The organism is Gammaproteobacteria bacterium, assembly GCA_016200485.1.
In the GTDB taxonomy this organism is placed as follows: Bacteria; Pseudomonadota; Gammaproteobacteria; order Tenderiales; family Tenderiaceae; genus JACQEP01.
In genome coordinates this window covers 295,069-313,091 of record JACQEP010000010.1, presented here as the reverse complement: position 1 = coordinate 313,091, position 18,023 = coordinate 295,069, and the positions used below count along the sequence as shown (strand labels likewise).

Annotated in this window: 19 protein-coding genes; 18 read left to right on the top strand and 1 reads right to left on the bottom strand. The window is 53.3% G+C overall.

Annotated features, from left to right (window positions below; genetic code table 11):
• Positions 1 to 73 precede the first annotated feature (73 nt).
• Positions 74 to 2,449: a hypothetical protein gene (locus HY272_06825; protein ID MBI3772396.1), complete on the bottom strand. Its 2,376-nt coding sequence runs from the start codon at positions 2,447 to 2,449 to the stop codon at positions 74 to 76.
• A gap of 433 nt (positions 2,450 to 2,882) precedes the next feature.
• On the opposite strand from HY272_06825, the gene gmk reads away from it, so the two are divergent.
• The 18 genes from gmk to HY272_06735 all read left to right on the top strand — a co-directional run bounded on the left by gmk (position 2,883) and on the right by HY272_06735 (position 17,995).
• On the top strand, positions 2,883 to 3,530 hold the full coding sequence (gmk, locus tag HY272_06820) for a guanylate kinase (GenBank protein MBI3772395.1): 648 nt from the start codon (positions 2,883 to 2,885) through the stop codon (positions 3,528 to 3,530).
• Positions 3,531 to 3,609: 79 nt separating this feature from the next.
• Positions 3,610 to 3,906 carry a DNA-directed RNA polymerase subunit omega gene (gene rpoZ, locus HY272_06815; protein ID MBI3772394.1) on the top strand — a complete coding sequence of 99 codons (297 nt, stop codon included), beginning with the start codon at positions 3,610 to 3,612 and terminating at the stop codon, positions 3,904 to 3,906.
• Between the two features lie 74 nt (positions 3,907 to 3,980).
• The gene (gene spoT, locus HY272_06810; GenBank protein MBI3772393.1) at positions 3,981 to 6,137 is read left to right on the top strand and encodes a bifunctional GTP diphosphokinase/guanosine-3',5'-bis pyrophosphate 3'-pyrophosphohydrolase; all 2,157 of its coding nucleotides are present in this window, start codon (positions 3,981 to 3,983) and stop codon (positions 6,135 to 6,137) included.
• A gap of 159 nt (positions 6,138 to 6,296) precedes the next feature.
• Entirely contained in the window at positions 6,297 to 6,683 is a 387-nt protein-coding gene (locus tag HY272_06805; GenBank protein MBI3772392.1) for a RidA family protein, read from the top strand.
• A gap of 21 nt (positions 6,684 to 6,704) precedes the next feature.
• Positions 6,705 to 8,798, top strand: a complete 2,094-nt coding sequence (recG, locus tag HY272_06800) for an ATP-dependent DNA helicase RecG (GenBank protein MBI3772391.1) — start codon at positions 6,705 to 6,707, stop codon at positions 8,796 to 8,798.
• Positions 8,799 to 8,980: 182 nt separating this feature from the next.
• Positions 8,981 to 9,577, top strand: coding sequence for a chorismate lyase (locus tag HY272_06795; protein ID MBI3772390.1), 597 nt, complete (start codon positions 8,981 to 8,983; stop codon positions 9,575 to 9,577).
• A 119-nt stretch (positions 9,578 to 9,696) separates the two neighbouring features.
• Positions 9,697 to 10,524, top strand: coding sequence for a 4-hydroxybenzoate octaprenyltransferase (ubiA, locus tag HY272_06790; GenBank protein MBI3772389.1), 828 nt, complete (start codon positions 9,697 to 9,699; stop codon positions 10,522 to 10,524).
• Positions 10,525 to 10,607: 83 nt separating this feature from the next.
• Positions 10,608 to 10,811, top strand: a complete 204-nt coding sequence (locus tag HY272_06785; GenBank protein MBI3772388.1) for a heavy-metal-associated domain-containing protein — start codon at positions 10,608 to 10,610, stop codon at positions 10,809 to 10,811.
• On the top strand, positions 10,808 to 11,821 hold the full coding sequence (locus HY272_06780) for a KpsF/GutQ family sugar-phosphate isomerase (GenBank protein ID MBI3772387.1): 1,014 nt from the start codon (positions 10,808 to 10,810) through the stop codon (positions 11,819 to 11,821). The genes HY272_06785 and HY272_06780 overlap by 4 nt, the downstream gene beginning before the upstream one ends.
• A gap of 12 nt (positions 11,822 to 11,833) precedes the next feature.
• On the top strand, positions 11,834 to 12,358 hold the full coding sequence (gene kdsC / locus HY272_06775) for a 3-deoxy-manno-octulosonate-8-phosphatase KdsC (protein ID MBI3772386.1): 525 nt from the start codon (positions 11,834 to 11,836) through the stop codon (positions 12,356 to 12,358).
• Between the two features lie 6 nt (positions 12,359 to 12,364).
• Entirely contained in the window at positions 12,365 to 12,940 is a 576-nt protein-coding gene (gene lptC, locus HY272_06770) for an LPS export ABC transporter periplasmic protein LptC (protein MBI3772385.1), read from the top strand.
• The gene (lptA, locus tag HY272_06765) at positions 12,927 to 13,445 is read left to right on the top strand and encodes a lipopolysaccharide transport periplasmic protein LptA (protein MBI3772384.1); all 519 of its coding nucleotides are present in this window, start codon (positions 12,927 to 12,929) and stop codon (positions 13,443 to 13,445) included. Before lptC ends, lptA begins: the two co-directional genes overlap by 14 nt.
• Before the next feature lie 3 nt (positions 13,446 to 13,448).
• Positions 13,449 to 14,174, top strand: a complete 726-nt coding sequence (lptB, locus tag HY272_06760) for an LPS export ABC transporter ATP-binding protein (protein MBI3772383.1) — start codon at positions 13,449 to 13,451, stop codon at positions 14,172 to 14,174.
• Between the two features lie 80 nt (positions 14,175 to 14,254).
• Complete coding sequence (locus HY272_06755) at positions 14,255 to 15,781, top strand: RNA polymerase factor sigma-54 (GenBank protein ID MBI3772382.1); 1,527 nt, start codon at positions 14,255 to 14,257, stop codon at positions 15,779 to 15,781.
• A gap of 18 nt (positions 15,782 to 15,799) precedes the next feature.
• A complete protein-coding gene (locus tag HY272_06750) occupies positions 15,800 to 16,327 on the top strand; it encodes a hypothetical protein (GenBank protein MBI3772381.1) in 528 nt (175 codons plus the stop codon).
• Complete coding sequence (rapZ, locus tag HY272_06745) at positions 16,324 to 17,178, top strand: RNase adapter RapZ (protein MBI3772380.1); 855 nt, start codon at positions 16,324 to 16,326, stop codon at positions 17,176 to 17,178. The genes HY272_06750 and rapZ overlap by 4 nt, the downstream gene beginning before the upstream one ends.
• On the top strand, positions 17,175 to 17,567 hold the full coding sequence (locus tag HY272_06740) for a PTS fructose transporter subunit IIA (GenBank protein ID MBI3772379.1): 393 nt from the start codon (positions 17,175 to 17,177) through the stop codon (positions 17,565 to 17,567). Before rapZ ends, HY272_06740 begins: the two co-directional genes overlap by 4 nt.
• A 158-nt stretch (positions 17,568 to 17,725) precedes the next feature.
• Positions 17,726 to 17,995 carry an HPr family phosphocarrier protein gene (locus HY272_06735; protein MBI3772378.1) on the top strand — a complete coding sequence of 90 codons (270 nt, stop codon included), beginning with the start codon at positions 17,726 to 17,728 and terminating at the stop codon, positions 17,993 to 17,995.
• The last annotated feature ends 28 nt before the right edge of the window (positions 17,996 to 18,023 follow it).

Sequence of the window (18,023 nt, the reverse complement as noted above, 5' to 3'; positions counted from 1 at the left end):
ATTGCGGACAATTTGAAGCCGAGTTTTTCAACAGAATAGCTCAGAAGCGGCCATTCAAGCCCCTTCGAGTTAATCAGGGGATAGCAATTGGCACTAAACTGTTTTGATCTATACCAGATACACCAATGCCAAGCTGGCCATAATAGTTGTTTCCCCAAGTAAAGACTGTTCCATCAGCTTTGAGTGCAACCGAATGTTGAGCGCCAGCTGCGACACCTGACCAAGGTGTATCATCGCTAATTCGTGATGGGGTACTGTCCACCGTTAGATTCACATCATCTCCACGTTGGCCATATAAATTATACCCCCAAGCCCAGAGCGTTCCGTCAGCTTTGATTGCTACGCAATGATCATCACCAATGGCTATATTAATCCAACCAGTTTCAGCGCCCGCTTGAACCTGAACTGGAGAACTGCGGTTTTCTACTGATCCATCACCAAGTTGACCGCTTTGGTTATAACCCCAGCCCCAGAGGGAGGTATCACTTTTGATTGCAAAAGTATCCCCGCTTCCGGCCGCAACAGTGCTCCAGTCTTGATCAGTCCCGATTTGCACGGGGACGTTTTGATTAGTATTGGTACCATCACCGAGCTGTCCATACCAATTTCCTCCCCATGCCCAGAGAGTCCCGTCCGCCTTAATCGCTACCGTATGAAAGGCTCCTACCGCTACACTACGCCAGCCTATACTTGAGCTAATCTTGATTGGAACATTGCTACGCGTAAGTGTATTAATGCCAAGCTGATTCGAGGCATTGTCTCCCCAAGCCCACAGGGTACCGTCAGTTTTGAGTGCTACTGAATGGCTATACCCCGCCACTACACTTGTCCAATTAGTGGCAGTGCCGATTCGTATTGGCTGATGTCGATCGATGGTGGTGCCGTCTCCAAGCTGACCGAATCCATTATATCCCCACGCCCACAGCGTACCGTCATTTTTGAGGGCTAAAGTGTATGAAGTTCCTGCTGTCGCAAAAGTCCAATCGGTCGCGCCGCCAATCTGGATTGGATTTTTTCGATAGACAGTGGTGCCATCACCAAGCTGTCCATTTGTATTATCACCCCAGGCCCACAGTGTACCGTCATCCTTGATGCCGACGGTATGATCTCCACCAGCTGCGATTTTCTTCCACACCATAGCGTCATTGATACGTGTCGGTATCCTGCGATCCTGCGTTCGCACGCTCGTCCCATTGCCCAGTTGGCCATAGTCATTTTGGCCCCAGGTCCAGAGTGTACCGTTACGCTTGAGTGCAATATTGTGAGCGCCGCCAGCAGCAGCTCTGGACCAGTCTGTGTCTACACCAATTCGAGTTGGGCTGCGCCGTTGCGTAGTTGTGCCATCACCTAGCTGATTTCGCCAGTTATCTCCCCATCCCCAAAGGGTGCCATCACTCTTTACGGCAATTGTATGAAAAGCACCCGCTGTTACAGCAGCCCAGTTAGCGTCTAGACCGATTTGCGCGGGGCTGAGTCTCTGTATGGATGCACCATCACCAAGCTGACCAACACCATTACTTCCCCAGCCCCAGAGCGTACCATCGCGCTTAATGGCTAATGTGTGATAATTGCCTGCGCTGACAGTAACCCAATCGGTATCGGTACCGACCTGTATAGGCAGATTTCGTTGCTCGGTAGTACCGTCTCCGAGTTGGCCAAACGTATTGTCGCCCCATGCCCAAAGGGTTCCATCCGCCTTAATCGCAACAACATGAAGATTTCCTGCTGCTAAACTAATCCAGTTCTTGCTTGAGCCAATCTGTACCGGAACATAATGATCTACAGTCGCATCATCTCCAAGCTGGCCTCTCATGTTATTGCCCCATGCCCAGAGAGTACCGTTCTCTTTTATCGCAACAGAATAATCGTACCCTGCCGAAACGCTGACCCAATCATTGTCATTACCAATATGCACTGGAGCATTCTCTCCAGCACCATAATTCACGGCACCATTGCCGAGTTGTCCATAAAAGTTATTTCCCCATGCCCAAAGGGTACCATCGCCTTTAACCGCAATTGTATGAATATTACCTGTGGCAACACTTTTCCATTCCGCCCCTGATATCTGCACCGGTACTTCTCGGTTGGAGTTTGTACCATCCCCGAGCTCACCAAATCCGTTATCTCCCCATGTCCATAAGGTGCCATCACTCTTGATTGCTGCGCTATGTTGCCAACTGGCGTCAACGGTTTTCCAAACTGTCGCCACATTCTCATTGTTGACATTAACATTGCTACCAGACAGGACGTTGCTCTCGTCATTGCTGGTGGTTCCAGTGCTGTTGTCTGTGCCGCCGCATGCACTAAGTACAACTGCGGTGATAAACACAAATAATTCACGAACGAGGAGTTTCGAGGAAACGCGATTAATCATCTCTGCTACCAGTTTGTTATGGTGACACGCATCACAATCAGCTCCACCGCTAGATCGGCCGTCGATATCCAGCACAATTACGTGCAATGTGTGTGAAAAGTGGTGCTTTTGGGTATTATTTTTCCGTTCATTTTATATGGGTAATTGACGAAAAGAAAGTCCTATTGCTGGTTAACCGATTGCGTCGGCGAAAAGAATGCTCAGACAAATTCAGATGTCAGAGCTACTTTTCCCAATTCCCTAGGATATTTTCGAATGGTCCAATGTGTGTCGATTTCAGCCATTTTGGATAATTCTTAAAGACATCAGGCATCATCTCTTTGGTCTTAATCTCTCTATGGTCTTGCTACCCATTTTTTTTATCGTTATTGAAAGGCGGCTATTGTAATGCAAATTAATTGCAAAGGCTTCAGACGAGTGTGGTTTAACGGGGTTACAAAAATTCGACCCCTTAGCCGCTTGGCGATATGATTCAGACTTAACCAGTTCATTCAGGGATTTTTTACCTATGCCGCGACATCGCCCGCATGACGGCCAAGCCCCTTACGCCGGAACTCTATATATCATCTCCGCCCCCTCCGGTGCGGGAAAGACCAGTCTGGTCAAGGAGTTGATCGATTCGATGGCGGATATCCGGGTGTCGGTGTCGCACACGACGCGGCCGATTCGGCCGGGGGAGCGGGATGGGGTGAATTATCATTTCACGACACCGCCGACCTTTGAGCGCATGATCGAGGACGATGTATTTTTGGAGCACGCTCTAGTATTTGGTAATTACTATGGCACCTCGCGCGAGTGGGTCGAGCAGCAGTTGCGGGAGGGAATCGATGTGATCCTGGAGATCGACTGGCAGGGGGCGCAGCAGGTGCGGGCGAAGATGCCGGCCAGCGTCGGGGTTTTTATCCTGCCGCCGTCGCGGGAGGTGCTGGAATCCCGGCTCCGGGGCCGGGGGCAGGACAGCGAAGAGGTGATCCAGCGCCGGCTGAGCGAGGCGGTGACCGAGATGTCGCACTATGCTGAGTACGATTATGTGGTGGTCAATGACGATTTTGACACCGCCCTGGCCGATTTGCGGGCGATTGTCCGGGCCCGACGCCAGCGGATGGAGGTGCAGCGGATACGGCAGGCCAAAACAATCAAGGGCTTATTGAGTTAATCCGACTTAACCTAACCCTGTCCGATCATGTATAATTCTTCGTTTCCTTGAAACTGTCCTTTTTACCCTGGAGTTGACCATGGCACGCGTAACCGTCGAAGATTGTCTGGAACACGTTGATAACCGTTTTGAGCTTGTGCTGGTGGCCAGCAAGCGGGCCCGGCAGATTGCCTCGGGCAAGGAGCCGATGGTACCGTGGGAAAACGACAAGCCTACCGTTGTCGCGCTGCGCGAAATCGCCGAGAACAAGCTGAACCTGGCACTGCTGGACCAGATTGAGACCGAGCGTGGCACGGACGAAGTGTCCAAGATTTCCGTTGAGGAAGTGACCGCGGAAACGACGCAGGTCATCGCGGATGAGGGTGTCGACGATTAAGATCGCCGAGGCAGTGCTTGAACGCTTCCGATCCAGTCTCGTTATCTTCTGAGCTTGCCCAAGGCCTGGAGCCTCTGTTTGATGAATTGCGGGCGGAGTTAGAGAAATATCTCGAACCCGCCCACATCAGCGAGGTGCACCGGGCCTTCGTCTTTGGTGCTGAATCACACAAAGAACAACGCCGTCAGTCCGGCGAGCTCTACATTACGCATCCGTTGGCAGTGGCCAAGATCATGGCCGAGATGCGTTTTGATTATCACACCGTTGCTGCTGCCATTCTGCATGATGTTGTTGAAGACACCGGCGTCAGCAAAGAGACGCTGAATAAAGAGTTCGGCGATGAGATTGCCGAGCTGGTGGACGGCGTCACCAAGCTGACGCAAATCCGTTTCGAAAATAAAGCGGTTGCGGAGGCAGAAAACTTCCGCAAGATGCTGCTGGCGATGATGCGCGATTTGCGCGTCATGCTCATCAAACTGGCCGACCGGTTGCACAATATGCGTACCCTGGAGCATATGCAGCCGGAAAAACGGCGCCGCACTGCCCGCGAGACACTCGATATTTTTGTGCCCATTGCCAATCGTCTGGGCTTGAATGCCATGCGCCTGGAGTTGGAAGATCTTGGATTTAAAGCGCTGTATCCCGATCGCTATCGCGTGCTGCTGGATGCGGTGAAACGCGCCCGTGGTAATCGCCGCGAGATCGTTAATAAAATCGAATCAGGCATCAAGGAACGTTTGGAACAGGAGCATTTGTCCGGACGGGTCATTGGCCGCGAAAAACATCTCTATAGCATTTACCAAAAAATGCGCGGCAAGGGTTTGTCGTTTACTGAAGTGTTTGATGTTTATGCCTTCCGGATTGTGGTGGATAGCGTGGACAGCTGTTATCGCGTCCTGGGTGCGATTCATAATCTTTATAAGCCAGTGCCAGGCAAATTCAAGGATTATATTGCCATTCCCAAGGCTAACGGTTATCAATCGGTGCATACGATTTTGTTCGGACCTTACGGTGTGCCGATCGAGGTGCAGATTCGCACCGAGGACATGGATCGGGTTGCTGACGCAGGTGTTGCCGCGCATTGGCAATACAAGACCGGAGACCAGCAGCATCTTGGCCCGCATGCACGGGTGCGCGAGTGGATGCGTAACGTGCTGGAAATGCAGCAAAATGCCGGCAGTTCGGTCGAGTTTCTCGAGAACGTTAAGATCGATCTGTTTCCGCGTGAGGTTTACGTCTTCACGCCCAAGGGCAAGATCATGGTGCTCAAACGCGGTTCAACGCCCGTGGACTTCGCCTATGCGGTGCATACGGATGTGGGTAATCGCTGCGTTGCCGCCAAGATCGACCGTCGGTTGGCGCCATTGCGTTCGCCGTTGACCAACGGCCAAACAGTTGAAATTATCACTGCCCAGAATGCGCGTCCGAATCCGTCATGGCTTAATTTTGTGGTGACAGGTAAAGCGCGGGCCAATATTCGTTATTACCTGAAGAATTTGCAGCGCGATGAGGCGATTAGTCTCGGTCGGCGGTTGTTGGATAATGAATTGGCAGCCCACGGTTTGTCGGTCGAGCATTTGCCTGCTGCGGAACTACAGACAGCGTTGAATGAATTTAAACTGGACTCGGTTGACCGTTTGCTCGAAGACGTTGGCCTGGGTAACCGGATGGCGATGCTGGTGGCGCGTCGGTTTATCCCTGAGGTGAAGAAAGAAAGTCATGGCCTGATGGATACGCTGACCAAGATGGTGCCTTCCTGGTTGCGCGGCGAGAAGAGTGCTACGTCGCGGCCACTGATGATCAAAGGCACCGAAGGCATGGTGATCAATTTTGCCAAATGTTGCCGGCCGATCCCGGGAGATAATATTGTTGGCTTTGTTACCGCTGGCCGTGGGATTGTGATTCATGTCGAATCCTGCAAAAACGTAGCCGAGTATCGCAAGCTGCCGGAAAAGTGGATTGATGTGCAGTGGGAGCCGCACGTCAAGAGTGATTTCCCGGTGGAAGTGCGTATCGATGTGCTGAATCAGCGTGGAGTGTTGGCAACGGTTGCAGCGGCGATTGCGGAGATGGGTGCCAATATCGATAACGTCAGTATCGAAGAGCGCGATGGCCGGCATAGTACGATGTCGGTGGTGGTGGAAGTGCAGGGACGGCAGCATTTAGCCAATTTGATGCGGCGCATTCGTTCGATCGAACCGGTGATTAGGATCGCGCGGGCGCGGGGTTGATGTATTGGTTTTTATCCCCTCCTCCAGTAAGGAGGAGGGGGAACGAACATGGGGCGCGATCACTGCAGATGAATACCATGAAAGTTTTCTCCTCTGTGATCTCTGTGCCTCTGTGGTGAAATTTGAAATTGAAGTTTTTAGGTTTATTCAGGAGCATTCATGAATCGTCAAATTATTCATACCGATAAGGCACCAAAAGCCATCGGGACTTATTCGCAGGCGGTAAAGGTTGGGACAACCGTGTATCTTTCCGGGCAGATTCCATTGGTGCCTGCGACGATGGAGTTGGTAAAGGGCGACATGGAAGCACAGATTCGCCAGGTGTTTGAAAATCTGAAAGCGGTCGCCGAGGCAGCCGGTGGTGGCTTGCAACATGTGGCCAAGCTCAATATTTTTCTGACCGATCTGAGTCATTTTTCGGTAGTGAATCAGGTGATGGCGGAATATTTTCATCCTCCATATCCGGCGCGGGCCGCGATTGGTGTGGCATCTCTGCCGCGTGGTGCGGCGGTGGAAATGGATGCCATCATGGAGCTGGCGGGTTAATTCGTTGTGGTGACATCAAACGTGGCCGTTGTTTCTGCCGCGACGCATCTTGATTCGCCTATTCAATATCTCAAAGGGGTTGGGCCGCGCCTGGCTGACAAGCTGCGGCGACTCGATCTGTTCACTGTTCAAGATCTGTTGTTTCATCTCCCGCATCGTTATCAGGATCGGACGCGCATTGCGCCGATGGGTGGTCTGCATCCTGGTGATGAAGTTGTCGTTGAAGGTGAAATTCAAGCAGGTGATATTCACTACGGCAAGCGGCGTGCATTGTTGGTCAGGATCAGCGATGGCACGGGTAGTTTGCTGCTGCGTTTTTTTCATTTCAATGCCCAACAACAATCCAGTTTAGTGCGCGGTAGCCGGGTACTTTGTTTTGGTGAAGTGCGGCGTGGTCCCGCAATGTTGGAGATGGTGCATCCAGAGTATCGACGCTTTGAAGTGGATGCCATCGCGCCGGTCGATGATCACTTGACGCCGATCTATCCAGTTACCGAAGGCATTTCGCAGCGGACGATTCGGCAGCTTGTTGATCAAGTTTTATTGTTGGTGGAGCAACAATCGCTGCCCGATTATTTGCCAGAAGAATTGTTGGCGGATTGGGAGCTGCCGACATTGCGCGAGGCATTACAGGCTGTGCATCGGCCGCCGCGTGGTGCGGTCACGGACGAATTGTTGGAAGGCACTCATCCCGCCCAACAACGCCTGGCGTTTGAGGAGTTGCTGGCGCAGCATTTAAGTCTGCGCCAACTGCGGCTGAAGGTGCAGCAGCGGCGCGCTCCCGAATTAGCGGTGCGTTCTGGATTGGCCGATCGTTTGCTGGAAAATCTGCCGTTTCAATTGACAGCGGCGCAACGGCGAGTGCTGGCTGAGATCGCATCAGATCTGGCGCAACCGCATCCCATGCAACGGTTGGTGCAGGGTGATGTCGGTTCCGGCAAAACGATAGTTGCGGCGTTTGCCGTGTTGAAGGCGGTGGAATCAGGTTATCAAGCGGCCGTGATGGCGCCGACCGAATTATTGGCCGAGCAACATCTGCGTAATTTTGGCGCCTGGTTGACGCCGCTTGGGATTGAGTTCGCCTGGTTGACGGGCAAGCAAGCGGTGCGCCAGCGGCGCGAGACGCTGGCGCATTTGCGTTCAGGAAAAGCGGCGGTGGCGATAGGTACTCACGCGTTGTTCCAGGATGATGTCGAGTTCTCGAAGCTTGGTCTGGTGGTGATTGACGAGCAGCATCGTTTTGGTGTGCATCAACGTCTGGCGTTGCGCGATAAAGGCAACGTTGATGATTGCAGTCCTCATCAGTTGATTATGACCGCGACGCCCATCCCGCGCACGTTGGCGATGACGGCTTATGCCGATCTTGATACTTCTGTGATCGATGAGTTGCCGCCAGGTCGCAAGCCGATCGAGACCGTCGTGATTCCCGATAGTCGCCGTGCTGAGGTGGTGGTGCGCGTGCGGCACGTGTGTGCGCAGCAACGGCAGGTGTATTGGGTCTGCACCTTGATTGAAGAATCAGAGGCCTTGCAGTGTCAGGCGGCGGAGGAGACGGCAAAGCAACTCAAAGAAGCTTTGCCCGAACTTGAAATCGGTCTGGTCCATGGTCGCTTGAAAGCGCCTGAAAAAGAAGCAGTGATGCGCCGGTTCAAAGCGGGCGAAATCAATTTGCTGGTGGCAACGACGGTGATAGAGGTTGGCGTCGATGTACCGAACGCGAGTTTAATGATTATTGAGAATGCCGAGCGTTTGGGCCTGGCGCAGCTGCATCAGTTGCGTGGCCGGGTGGGTCGTGGCAGCGCCAGTAGTAGTTGTGTTTTGATGTATCATAAACCGCTGTCGGTGCAGGGTACGGCGCGGCTGGCGGCATTACGCAAGACGAATGATGGCTTTGAAATTGCGCGTCGTGACTTGGAGTTGCGCGGACCGGGCGAAGTGCTCGGGACGCGGCAGAGCGGTTTGTTGAAATTGCGGGTGGCGGATCTGGCCCGCGATCGCGATTTGATTCCGGCCGTGGCCCAAGCAGCCACCGTTTTGTTGCAGCGTTGGCCGGAGCGGGTACCGCCGCTGATCCGCCGCTGGGTGGGTGCGGCGCAGAGATATGGTGAAGTTTAAAAATCAGAGAAAAGGGGAAAGGGAAAAGATACAAGGGATTGGGTCGGCCAAAGGCCGACGGCATATAACGGTGCGCCTTTGGCGCACACATTCCCTTTCCTCTTTTATCTTTCCCCTTTCCCCTGAAATTCAGCAATATGTCATTTCATAAATTAATGACGGCAAAATTTAGAGCGAGTGTTGTGACACGACGTTACCATGAATCGCGATTCCCGGGTGAACCACATTGGCGCCGTGGCGTGACACTGCGCCGCGAAACTATGCCGCCCGAGATTGCGCCCTGGTTGTTCGATGCCGGTTCACTGACCAAGCGTTTGAAGCGCGCCTGTCCGGGGCAGTTTAAAGTTCGGGTTCTGGATCAGCGCTGGACCCGGCCGTTGCGCAGTGAGCGCGCGGCACTGGGTTTGGGCGATCGGCAGGTGGCCTGGGTACGCCAGGTTCATTTGTTGTGCGGTGAGCGGACGGTGGTGTATGCGCGAACGGTGTTGCCGCGCCCAGTGTTGCGGGGGCGTCATCGGCGTCTGGCGTGTCTGGGTGGCCGGCCGCTGGGAGAACAATTGTTCCGCGATCGTTCCATGCGCCGGGGGCGGATTGAGGTAGCAAAGATTGATGCTAATGAGCTGTTATATCATGTCGCGGTGCCCGAAAAACTGGCAAAGGCAACGCAGCTATGGGGGCGGCGCACGGTGTTTCGTTTACGCGGCTTGCCGTTATTGGTCAGTGAGATCTTTGTGCCGCCACCGCCTCAAGAGCGCGGCAATCGATTAAGGAACCTCTGATTAATCCGCTGAAGCAGCGTCTGCGGATTAATCAGAGGTTCCTAAGGGTGTGCACAAGTCATGAAGGGAGTGCTTGCATCGTGCTAAATAAAGAACGGCTGCGCGGCTATGCTTTATTAATGCGGCTGGATCGGCCAATCGGTACCTTTTTATTGCTATGGCCGACACTGTGGGCGTTATGGATTGCGAGTGCCGGTCATCCCGATATCTGGGTAGCGGTGGTGTTTGTCGTGGGCGTTTTTTTGATGCGCTCGGCTGGCTGCGTAATCAACGACTACGCCGATCGTGACCTCGATCCGTTTGTGGAGCGCACCCGCCAACGGCCGCTGGCCTCAGGTCTGGTCAGTCCCAGAGAGGCATTGCTGCTGTTTGCGGGATTGGGATTGCTGGCCTTTCTGTTGGTGTTGACCCTCAACTGGCTGACGATTGCCCTGTCGGTGGTTGGCATCGTGCTGGCGGTGAGTTACCCGTTTATGAAGCGGCACACTTATTTACCCCAAGTTTATCTCGGCTTGGCCTTTGGCTGGGCGGTGCCCATGGCCTTTGCCGCCCAGACCGGAGCGGTGCCGGCGGTGGCCTGGTTATTGCTAATCGCTACCGTGTTATGGGCCACCGCCTACGATACAATGTATGCCATGGTCGACCGGCCCGATGATCTGAAGATTGGGGTCAAATCCACCGCCATCCTGTTTGGTGAGGCTGATCGGGTGATCATCGGTATCATCCAGGGGATGATGGTCGTGGTGTTGTTGATCATCGGGCAGCGGGCGGAGCTGGGTAAGTTCTATATTATGGGAGTGGCAGTCACCACCTTATTGATGGCTTATCAACAATATCTAATTCGTGACCGTGACGGCATGGGTTGTTTCAAGGCTTTTTTGAACAATAACTGGGTTGGGATCGCGGTGTTTGCGGGGTTGGCGGGGCATTATCTGAGCGCCCCGTAGGCGCGAACACAAGTTCCCTCTCCCCCCCAGCCCCTCTCCCACATGTGTGAGAGGGGAGTACAACGCAAAATAGGAATGACGTGATGGAAACACTGCAATTCAAAGTCGCTAATATGAAATGCCAGGGCTGCGTGGCCAATGTCCGCAATGGCTTGGTGACAGTTGCGGGTGTCAACAATGTGGACGTTGATCTTGGCCGCGCTGAAGTGACGGTGCAGGGCGATCATCTCGACCGGCAGCAGATTACCGCCAAACTGGCGCAATTGGGTTACCCGGAAAAGGCATGATCGTCAAACAACACTCAAATGCACCGCGTCTTAGCGATTCCGAGCGCGAAAAGTTGAAACAACTGGCGTTGGCGGTCGTTGACATCGAGGCGCGTGCGGTCACTGACCTGCGGTCGCGCATTGATGATCAGTTTGTCCGCGCTTGCGAATACATGCTTGTTTGTGAGGGGCGTATTGTCGTCATCGGCATGGGCAAGTCCGGCCATATCGGCAGCAAGATCGCCGCCACGCTTGCCAGCACCGGCACGCCCGCATTTTTTGTGCATCCGGGTGAGGCCAGTCATGGCGATCTCGGCATGATCACCACTAAGGATGTGGTGTTGGCATTTTCCAATTCCGGTGAAACCGAAGAAATTATTACCATTTTGCCGTTGATTAAACGCTTGGGCGTGCCGCTGATTGCGTGCACTGGCAATCCGCAGTCGACGATGAGCAAGGCGGCGGATGTGCATATCAATGTCGGTGTCGCGCAAGAGGCGTGCCCTTTGGGTTTGGCGCCGACGGCCAGCACGACTGCTTCGCTGGTGATGGGCGATGCCTTGGCTGTTGCATTATTGGAAACGCGAGGTTTTACTGCCGAAGATTTTGCCCGTTCGCATCCGGGGGGGCGTTTGGGTCGGCGTTTGTTGCTGCTGATTCGCGACATCATGCACAGTGGCGAGCGCCTGCCCGTAGTGGGTGAAGATGCTTCGCTGGTCGATGCGTTGATGGAAATGTCACGCAAGGGTCTGGGGATGACAGCCGTTGTGAATCAACAGAGACAGCTGATCGGTATCTTTACCGACGGTGATTTGCGCCGCACCATCGATAAAGGTGTCGATGTTTATAAAGCCAAAATTGCCGATCTGGTGTCGCGGCAATGCAAAACCGTGCTTGAAGATGAATTGGCAGCCGAGGCTTTACGGTTGATGGAAACGCACAAGATCAACGCCCTGCCGGTGGTGGATGCCAAGGGCGCGCTGGTCGGGGCGCTGAATATGCACGACTTGTTGCGCGCCGGCGTCGTTTGAGAGGAAGGAAAGATGCAGGATATTCTGGCCAAGGCCGCGCGGATCAAGCTGGTGATTTTCGATGTCGATGGTGTGCTGACCGATGGTGGTTTGTTTATGGATCATCAGGGGCATGAGTATAAAAAATTCAATTCTCGCGACGGCCACGGCATGAAAATGCTGCAAGAGACCGGCGTCGAAATTGCGATTATTACCGGCCGTAATTCGCCGGTAGTAAATCATCGCATGAATGGTCTCGGTGTCAAGCATGTCTATCAAGGGCAGCAAGACAAACGCGTCGCTTTTCGGCAACTCATCAATGATCTGCAGCTTGATCCGCGTGATGTGGCCTATGTCGGCGATGATGTGATCGATCTGCCGGTAATGCGCCAGGTCGGGTTTGCTGTGGCGGTGCAGGATGCGCATGTTTTGGTCAAGCAACATGCCCACTGGCAAACACCCAGTCGTGGCGGTTGCGGGGCTGCGCGCGACATCTGTGAATTGATCATGGAAGCTCAAGGTAATTGGCAGGCGCAGTTGGCCCATTATCTGGAATGAACGACGATGGCCATCAGTGTCGATAAACGTTATCTTGGCCTATTGGTATTGGTGTCAGTGGCCGCTGCCAGTGTTTGGTTACAGCGCAGTACAGAGCCAGGTGCACAGCATATGGCGGGTGCCGAGAAGGCGCCGGATTATTATCTCGAAGGGTTCGTTGCCAAGACCATGGATGTTGAAGGTAGATTAAGCCAGCAGCTTGAGGCGAAATCGATGCTGCATTTCGAAGGAGAAAATGCCGCCGAGCTGGTTGCGCCGAACTTTACAAATTATCGGCCGGATGGGCAGGTCTGGACCATCAAGTCTGAGACTGCCACAGCGTATCAAGATCAGGATCTGTTACTGCTACGAGGGGCTGTTTTGATTCGGCGTCAGCCTTTGGCCGAGGATGGTCCTGTCGATATCAATACCCGCGAGCTGAAAGTTTATCAGACCAGCGAATTGGCTGAGACAAGTGAGGCAGTGGAAATTCGCGATGCCCGAGGTGTTACTTGGGGTGAAGGTATGAAAGTGGACATGCAAGCAGGTCATTTGCAATTATTGTCGAAGGTGCGAGGCGAGTATGTGGTTGAGCGTCATTAGAGGTGTCATGCTCTCGCTGGTACTGATTTCTGTAGCCCAGGCACAGGTGGACTCAGAACAACCGATTTATATTGAGTCGGACAGCCTGGATATCGATGACACACGTGGCGTGAGTACTTATCGCGGTAATGTTCAGTTTAAGCAGGGTGGCAATCAGCTGTGGGCGGATGAGGTGGTGATTCACAGTCGCGACCGGCGCGAACTCGATAAGATGGTGGCAACGGGTAAGCCAGCGCGCTTTCATCAAGCGCCTGCACCGGGCAAAGCTCAGGAAACTAACGGTGAGGCCGAGCAAATTGAATATCAAGCCATGCAGGGGGTGGTGGTGCTGGATGGCACGGCGCGCTTGAGTCAGGGCGATAATGTGTTTACCGGCAATCGTATTGAATATGAAACTGAGCAACGCCTGGTGCGGGCAGGTAAGGCTACAAGTACTCAGAAACCGGGGCGGGTGAAGGTCGTGATCCAGCCACGCAAGAAACCCGATGCGGCTGGCAGCAATTAAGATATGACCGTGCTCAGCGTCGAAAATATTCACAAAACTTATCGTGGTCGCAAGGTCGTCAATGGCGTTTCTCTCGAGCTCAATAGCGGTGAAGTGGTAGGGTTGCTGGGCCCGAACGGCGCAGGTAAGACGACGTGTTTCTACATGATCGTCGGCCTCATCGCTAGCGATGAAGGGCGATTGTTGCTCAATGGCCGTGACATTACCCGTTTGCCGATGCATGCGCGGGCTCGTCTGGGGGTGGGGTACTTGCCACAAGAGGCCTCAGTGTTTCGCAAACTTTCAGTGGCCGACAATATTGCCGCTATCCTTCAGACGCAGAAGGGTGTGACGAAACAGCAGCAGCAGGAAATGTTGAATAATCTGCTGCATGAGCTGCGGATCGGCCATATTCGAGACAGCCTCGGAATGAGTTTGTCTGGCGGTGAGCGGCGCCGGGTCGAGATTGCCCGATCCTTGGCCATACGGCCGCGCTTTATTCTATTAGATGAGCCTTTTGCCGGGGTTGATCCGATCTCGGTAATTGATATTCAGAGAATTATCAGCTACTTGCGAGGATTGGGGATCGGCGTGTTGATTACCGATCACAATGTCAGAGAAACCTTGGGGATATGTGAGCGGGCTTATATCATGAGCGAGGGGCAGGTGATTGCTCAGGGTGGGGCGGAGGCAATTCTCGCTGACGAGCATGTCCGTAAGGTCTATTTGGGTGAGCACTTTCATCTCTAAATTGCAATGCTGCCCACCCTGAGGCAAACACTGTAAACTGGTAACTTATTGATAATTGGTGTAAGCGTAATCCATCACTCATGAAACAATCACTCCAGCTTCGGCTTGGTCAGCAACTCACCATGACGCCACAATTGCAGCAGGCGATACGCCTGTTGCAGCTATCGACGATTGATCTTCAAGCAGAAATTCAGGAGGCGTTGGATAGCAATCCGCTGCTTGAACTCGGCGATGCGGGTGATTCGGGTGATATGACGGGCGATATGACGGGTGAGCCTGAGCACTGGAATGAGTCGGGTGATGTGACCGAGTCGGTGCCACAATCCGTGACAGAATCGCTGGATGTGGTGCAAACGGCCAACGATGTCGATCGCGCCGTTGATTTGCAAGACGCTCAAATGCTGGATGAATTGCCGGTGGACAGCAATTGGGAGGATGTTTACGACACGTTCACGCCCACTACCCATGGCATGACGGCCGATGATCATCAGCGGATGTTTGAAAATCAGAGCGAAGGGGCGGAGAGCCTGCGCGATCATTTGGTATGGCAGATGCGGTTAACGCCGTTTAGTGCTGCCGATCTCGCAGTGGCCGAGGCCATTATCGACTCGATTGATGAAGATGGCTATCTGATTGGCTCGCTGGAAGAGATTCGTGACGGTCTTGATCTGGATTATGAGGTGGGTCTGGATGAGGTGGAGATGGTATTGCATCGAATCCAGAATTTCGATCCTGTAGGCGTTGGCGCGCGAGATTTGCGCGAGTGTTTGTTGTTGCAATTGCAGGCGCTTGATAAAGATCAACCCGGTGTTGTGAACGCGATCCAAATCGTCAAGGAACATCTCGATTTACTAGGGGATCGCGACGCCAACCGGCTGCTGCGAATCATGAAGCTGTCACTGGAAGAGCTTCAATGCGCAGTTGGCGTGATACGCGCCATGAATCCAAGACCAGGGGGGGCTGTTGCATTGTCGGCGCCCGAATACGTGATTCCTGATGTAATTGTGAAAAAGGTTCAAGGCAAGTGGAAGGTTGAACTGAACTCGGATGCCGCGCCACGACTGAAAATAAATTCACATTACGCGGGGCTGATCCGGCGTGCCGATAATAGCGCCGATAACACGTATTTGCGCAATCATTTGCAGGAAGCGCGCTGGTTTATCAAGAGCCTGATGAGTCGCAATGAGACCTTGTTGCGGGTGGCAACGGCGATTGTTGAACACCAGCGAGGTTTTCTGGAGCACGGTGAAGAGGCAATGAAGGCGCTGGTGTTACACGATATCTCCGAAGAGTTGGAGTTGCACGAATCCACGGTCTCGCGTGTGACAACGAAAAAATATATGCATACCCCGCGCGGGGTGTTTGAGCTGAAATATTTCTTCTCCAGTTATGTCACGACAACCGCCGGAGACTCCTGTTCATCGACGGCAATCCGGGCGGTGATCAAGAAATTGATTGGTGCCGAGAATCCGGGTAAACCGCTGAGTGATAGCAAGATTGCCGAAATTCTTGAGGATCAGGGGGTTAATGTTGCACGGCGCACGGTGGCCAAATATCGTGAAGCGATGTCGATTCCACCTTCAAGTGAGCGCAAGCGTTTTGTGTAAGCGAAAGGCAGGTTGATCTTGTCTAGCATGGCCCCGGGGACTTTGGTCAGTGTTTTGGGTTGCGGGGTATTGCTCCAGGGCGTGGCTGGAATTGGTAAGAGCGAATTAGCCCTAGGATTAGTCGATCGCGGTCATCGGCTGGTGGCAGATGATGCGCCTGAATTTTCTGTGATGTCATCAGGTGTGGTGATGGGGTCTGCCCAGAAAGGCTTTTCCGGGTTTATCGAAGTGCGTGGTATCGGTGTGCTCAATCTCGCTCGGATTTATAGCGCAGCGGTAACGCAAGCTTCTGTGCAGCTGGATTTGATTCTCAAGATGGAATACGTTGATTGTGTTGGGCATGATCGAATCTTGGGCCGATACGGCGTAGAAAAAATATGTGGCCAGGAAGTTTCTTGGCGCAGTCTGCCGGTGTCTGCGGGACGTAATTTGCCCTTGCTGGTTGAAACCCTGGTGCGTATTCAGCAATTGTCAGATCAAGGTTACGAGGCAGGAGAGGATTTGTTGGCTAAATTGAACGCAACGATGCGGCAGGGGGCGGCATGAAGCTGGTGATTGTCAGCGGGTTGTCTGGTTCCGGCAAGAGCGTGGTCTTGCATGCGCTTGAAGATCTTGGGTTTTATTGTATCGATAATTTGCCGTTGAGTTTGTTGACGGCGTTTGCGCAGCAGATTTCATCGTCACCACGGCGCGATTATGAGCATGCAGCGGTAGGTATCGACGCCCGCAACCTGGCGGGAGATTTTAAAAACTTCCCTGAGTATGTGTCTGAAATCAGGGAAATGGGGCTTGAGTGCGAGATTATATTCCTGCAAGCCGATAACGCCACGTTGATCAAACGTTTCAGCGAGACGCGACGCAAACACCCGCTGACCCGGCGCGAGATATCGCTTAAAGAAGCGATTGAAAGTGAGCGTCGTCTGCTGTCAGACGTTGCGATCAATGCCGACTGGTGTCTTGATACGACGCGTACCAATATTCATGAATTGCGCGACCTGGTGCGGGAACGGATGTTGAGCGAGGCCAAAGCCATGACGCTCACTTTCTTTTCCTTTGGATTTAAGCACGGTGTTCCCAATGATGCCGATTTTGTGTTTGATGTCCGTTGCTTGCCCAATCCTCATTGGGTGCCACAGCTGCGCAGTCTGACCGGCCTTGATCAGCCGGTGGCGGAGTTTCTGGCGCAGCAGCCGGTGGTGGGTCAGATGTTTGAAGATATTGCCGGGTTTCTGGAGCGCTGGTTGGCAAGTTTCGAATCAGATAACCGTACTTATATGACGGTGGCCATTGGCTGTACCGGGGGTCAGCATCGCTCTGTTTATTTGGCCAAACGTCTGGCGGAGCATTTTGGTGCTGTGCGGGAGAATGTTCTGTTGCGCCACCGGGAGGTGTCATGACGATAGGATTATTGCTGATCACTCATGACCATATTGGTAATGCGATGATTGAGTCTGCAACCAACATGCTGGGCATGTGTCCCATGTCATTGGAGGTGGTGTCAGTGACCGCGGGGTGTCGTCCGGACGTCATGATGGAAATGGCATTGGCGGCGATAGACCGGCTGGATCAAGGCGGTGGCGTCCTGGTGTTGACGGATATGTATGGCTCTACGCCGAGCAACATTGCCAATCGCCTCGTGGGGCTGGAGCGTGTGCGCGTAGTTGCCGGATTGAATCTGCCGATGCTGGTGCGAGTGCTGAATTATCCTCGGCTTGAGCTTAAAGAGTTGGCGCAAAAGGCGGTGAGCGGCGGTCGCGATGGCATTTTTGCCTGCGAGGCGAGTTAGCCCGAATTATTCACCACGGAGACACAGAGGACACGGAGATGATGGAATATCGAAGACTTGTTATTACCAGAGTAGGGAATTGCTCAGTGCGCCAGGCGCGTTTCCAATCGATGTTTTCCCTGTGTTCTCCGTACCTCTGTGGTGAATAGATACGTCCGATGATTCAAGTATCAATCGATATCATTAACAAGCTGGGTTTGCACGCCAGAGCGGCTTCCAAATTCGTAAAGCTGGCCTCCAGTTTCCAAAGTGAAATCCGTTTGCGTAAAGGCGAGCGTGAGGCGAATGGCAAGAGCATCATGGGTGTGATGATGTTGGCGGCAAGTTGCGGTACAACGCTGGAATTGCTGATCGATGGTCAGGATGCGCAGCAGGCGCTCGTTGCGTTACAGGAGTTGGTAGAAAATAAATTCGGCGAGGGCGAGTAGAATAGTGGCAAGCGTCGGGCTCAAGGGG

Excerpts from the sequence above, each read along its gene's own strand:
- rapZ (MBI3772380.1), top strand. The coding sequence starts at position 16,324 with ATGAAGCTGGTGATTGTCAGCGGGTTGTCTGGTTCCGGCAAGAGCGTG.
- HY272_06780 (MBI3772387.1), top strand. The coding sequence starts at position 10,808 with ATGATCGTCAAACAACACTCAAATGCACCGCGTCTTAGCGATTCCGAG.
- HY272_06740 (MBI3772379.1), top strand. The coding sequence starts at position 17,175 with ATGACGATAGGATTATTGCTGATCACTCATGACCATATTGGTAATGCG.
- lptC (MBI3772385.1), top strand. The coding sequence starts at position 12,365 with ATGGCCATCAGTGTCGATAAACGTTATCTTGGCCTATTGGTATTGGTG.
- HY272_06755 (MBI3772382.1), top strand. The coding sequence starts at position 14,255 with ATGAAACAATCACTCCAGCTTCGGCTTGGTCAGCAACTCACCATGACG.
- HY272_06785 (MBI3772388.1), top strand. The coding sequence starts at position 10,608 with ATGGAAACACTGCAATTCAAAGTCGCTAATATGAAATGCCAGGGCTGC.
- ubiA (MBI3772389.1), top strand. The coding sequence starts at position 9,697 with ATGCGGCTGGATCGGCCAATCGGTACCTTTTTATTGCTATGGCCGACA.
- HY272_06805 (MBI3772392.1), top strand. The coding sequence starts at position 6,297 with ATGAATCGTCAAATTATTCATACCGATAAGGCACCAAAAGCCATCGGG.
- rpoZ (MBI3772394.1), top strand. The coding sequence starts at position 3,610 with ATGGCACGCGTAACCGTCGAAGATTGTCTGGAACACGTTGATAACCGT.
- HY272_06735 (MBI3772378.1), top strand. The coding sequence starts at position 17,726 with ATGATTCAAGTATCAATCGATATCATTAACAAGCTGGGTTTGCACGCC.
- lptB (MBI3772383.1), top strand. The coding sequence starts at position 13,449 with ATGACCGTGCTCAGCGTCGAAAATATTCACAAAACTTATCGTGGTCGC.
- gmk (MBI3772395.1), top strand. The coding sequence starts at position 2,883 with ATGCCGCGACATCGCCCGCATGACGGCCAAGCCCCTTACGCCGGAACT.
- kdsC (MBI3772386.1), top strand. The coding sequence starts at position 11,834 with ATGCAGGATATTCTGGCCAAGGCCGCGCGGATCAAGCTGGTGATTTTC.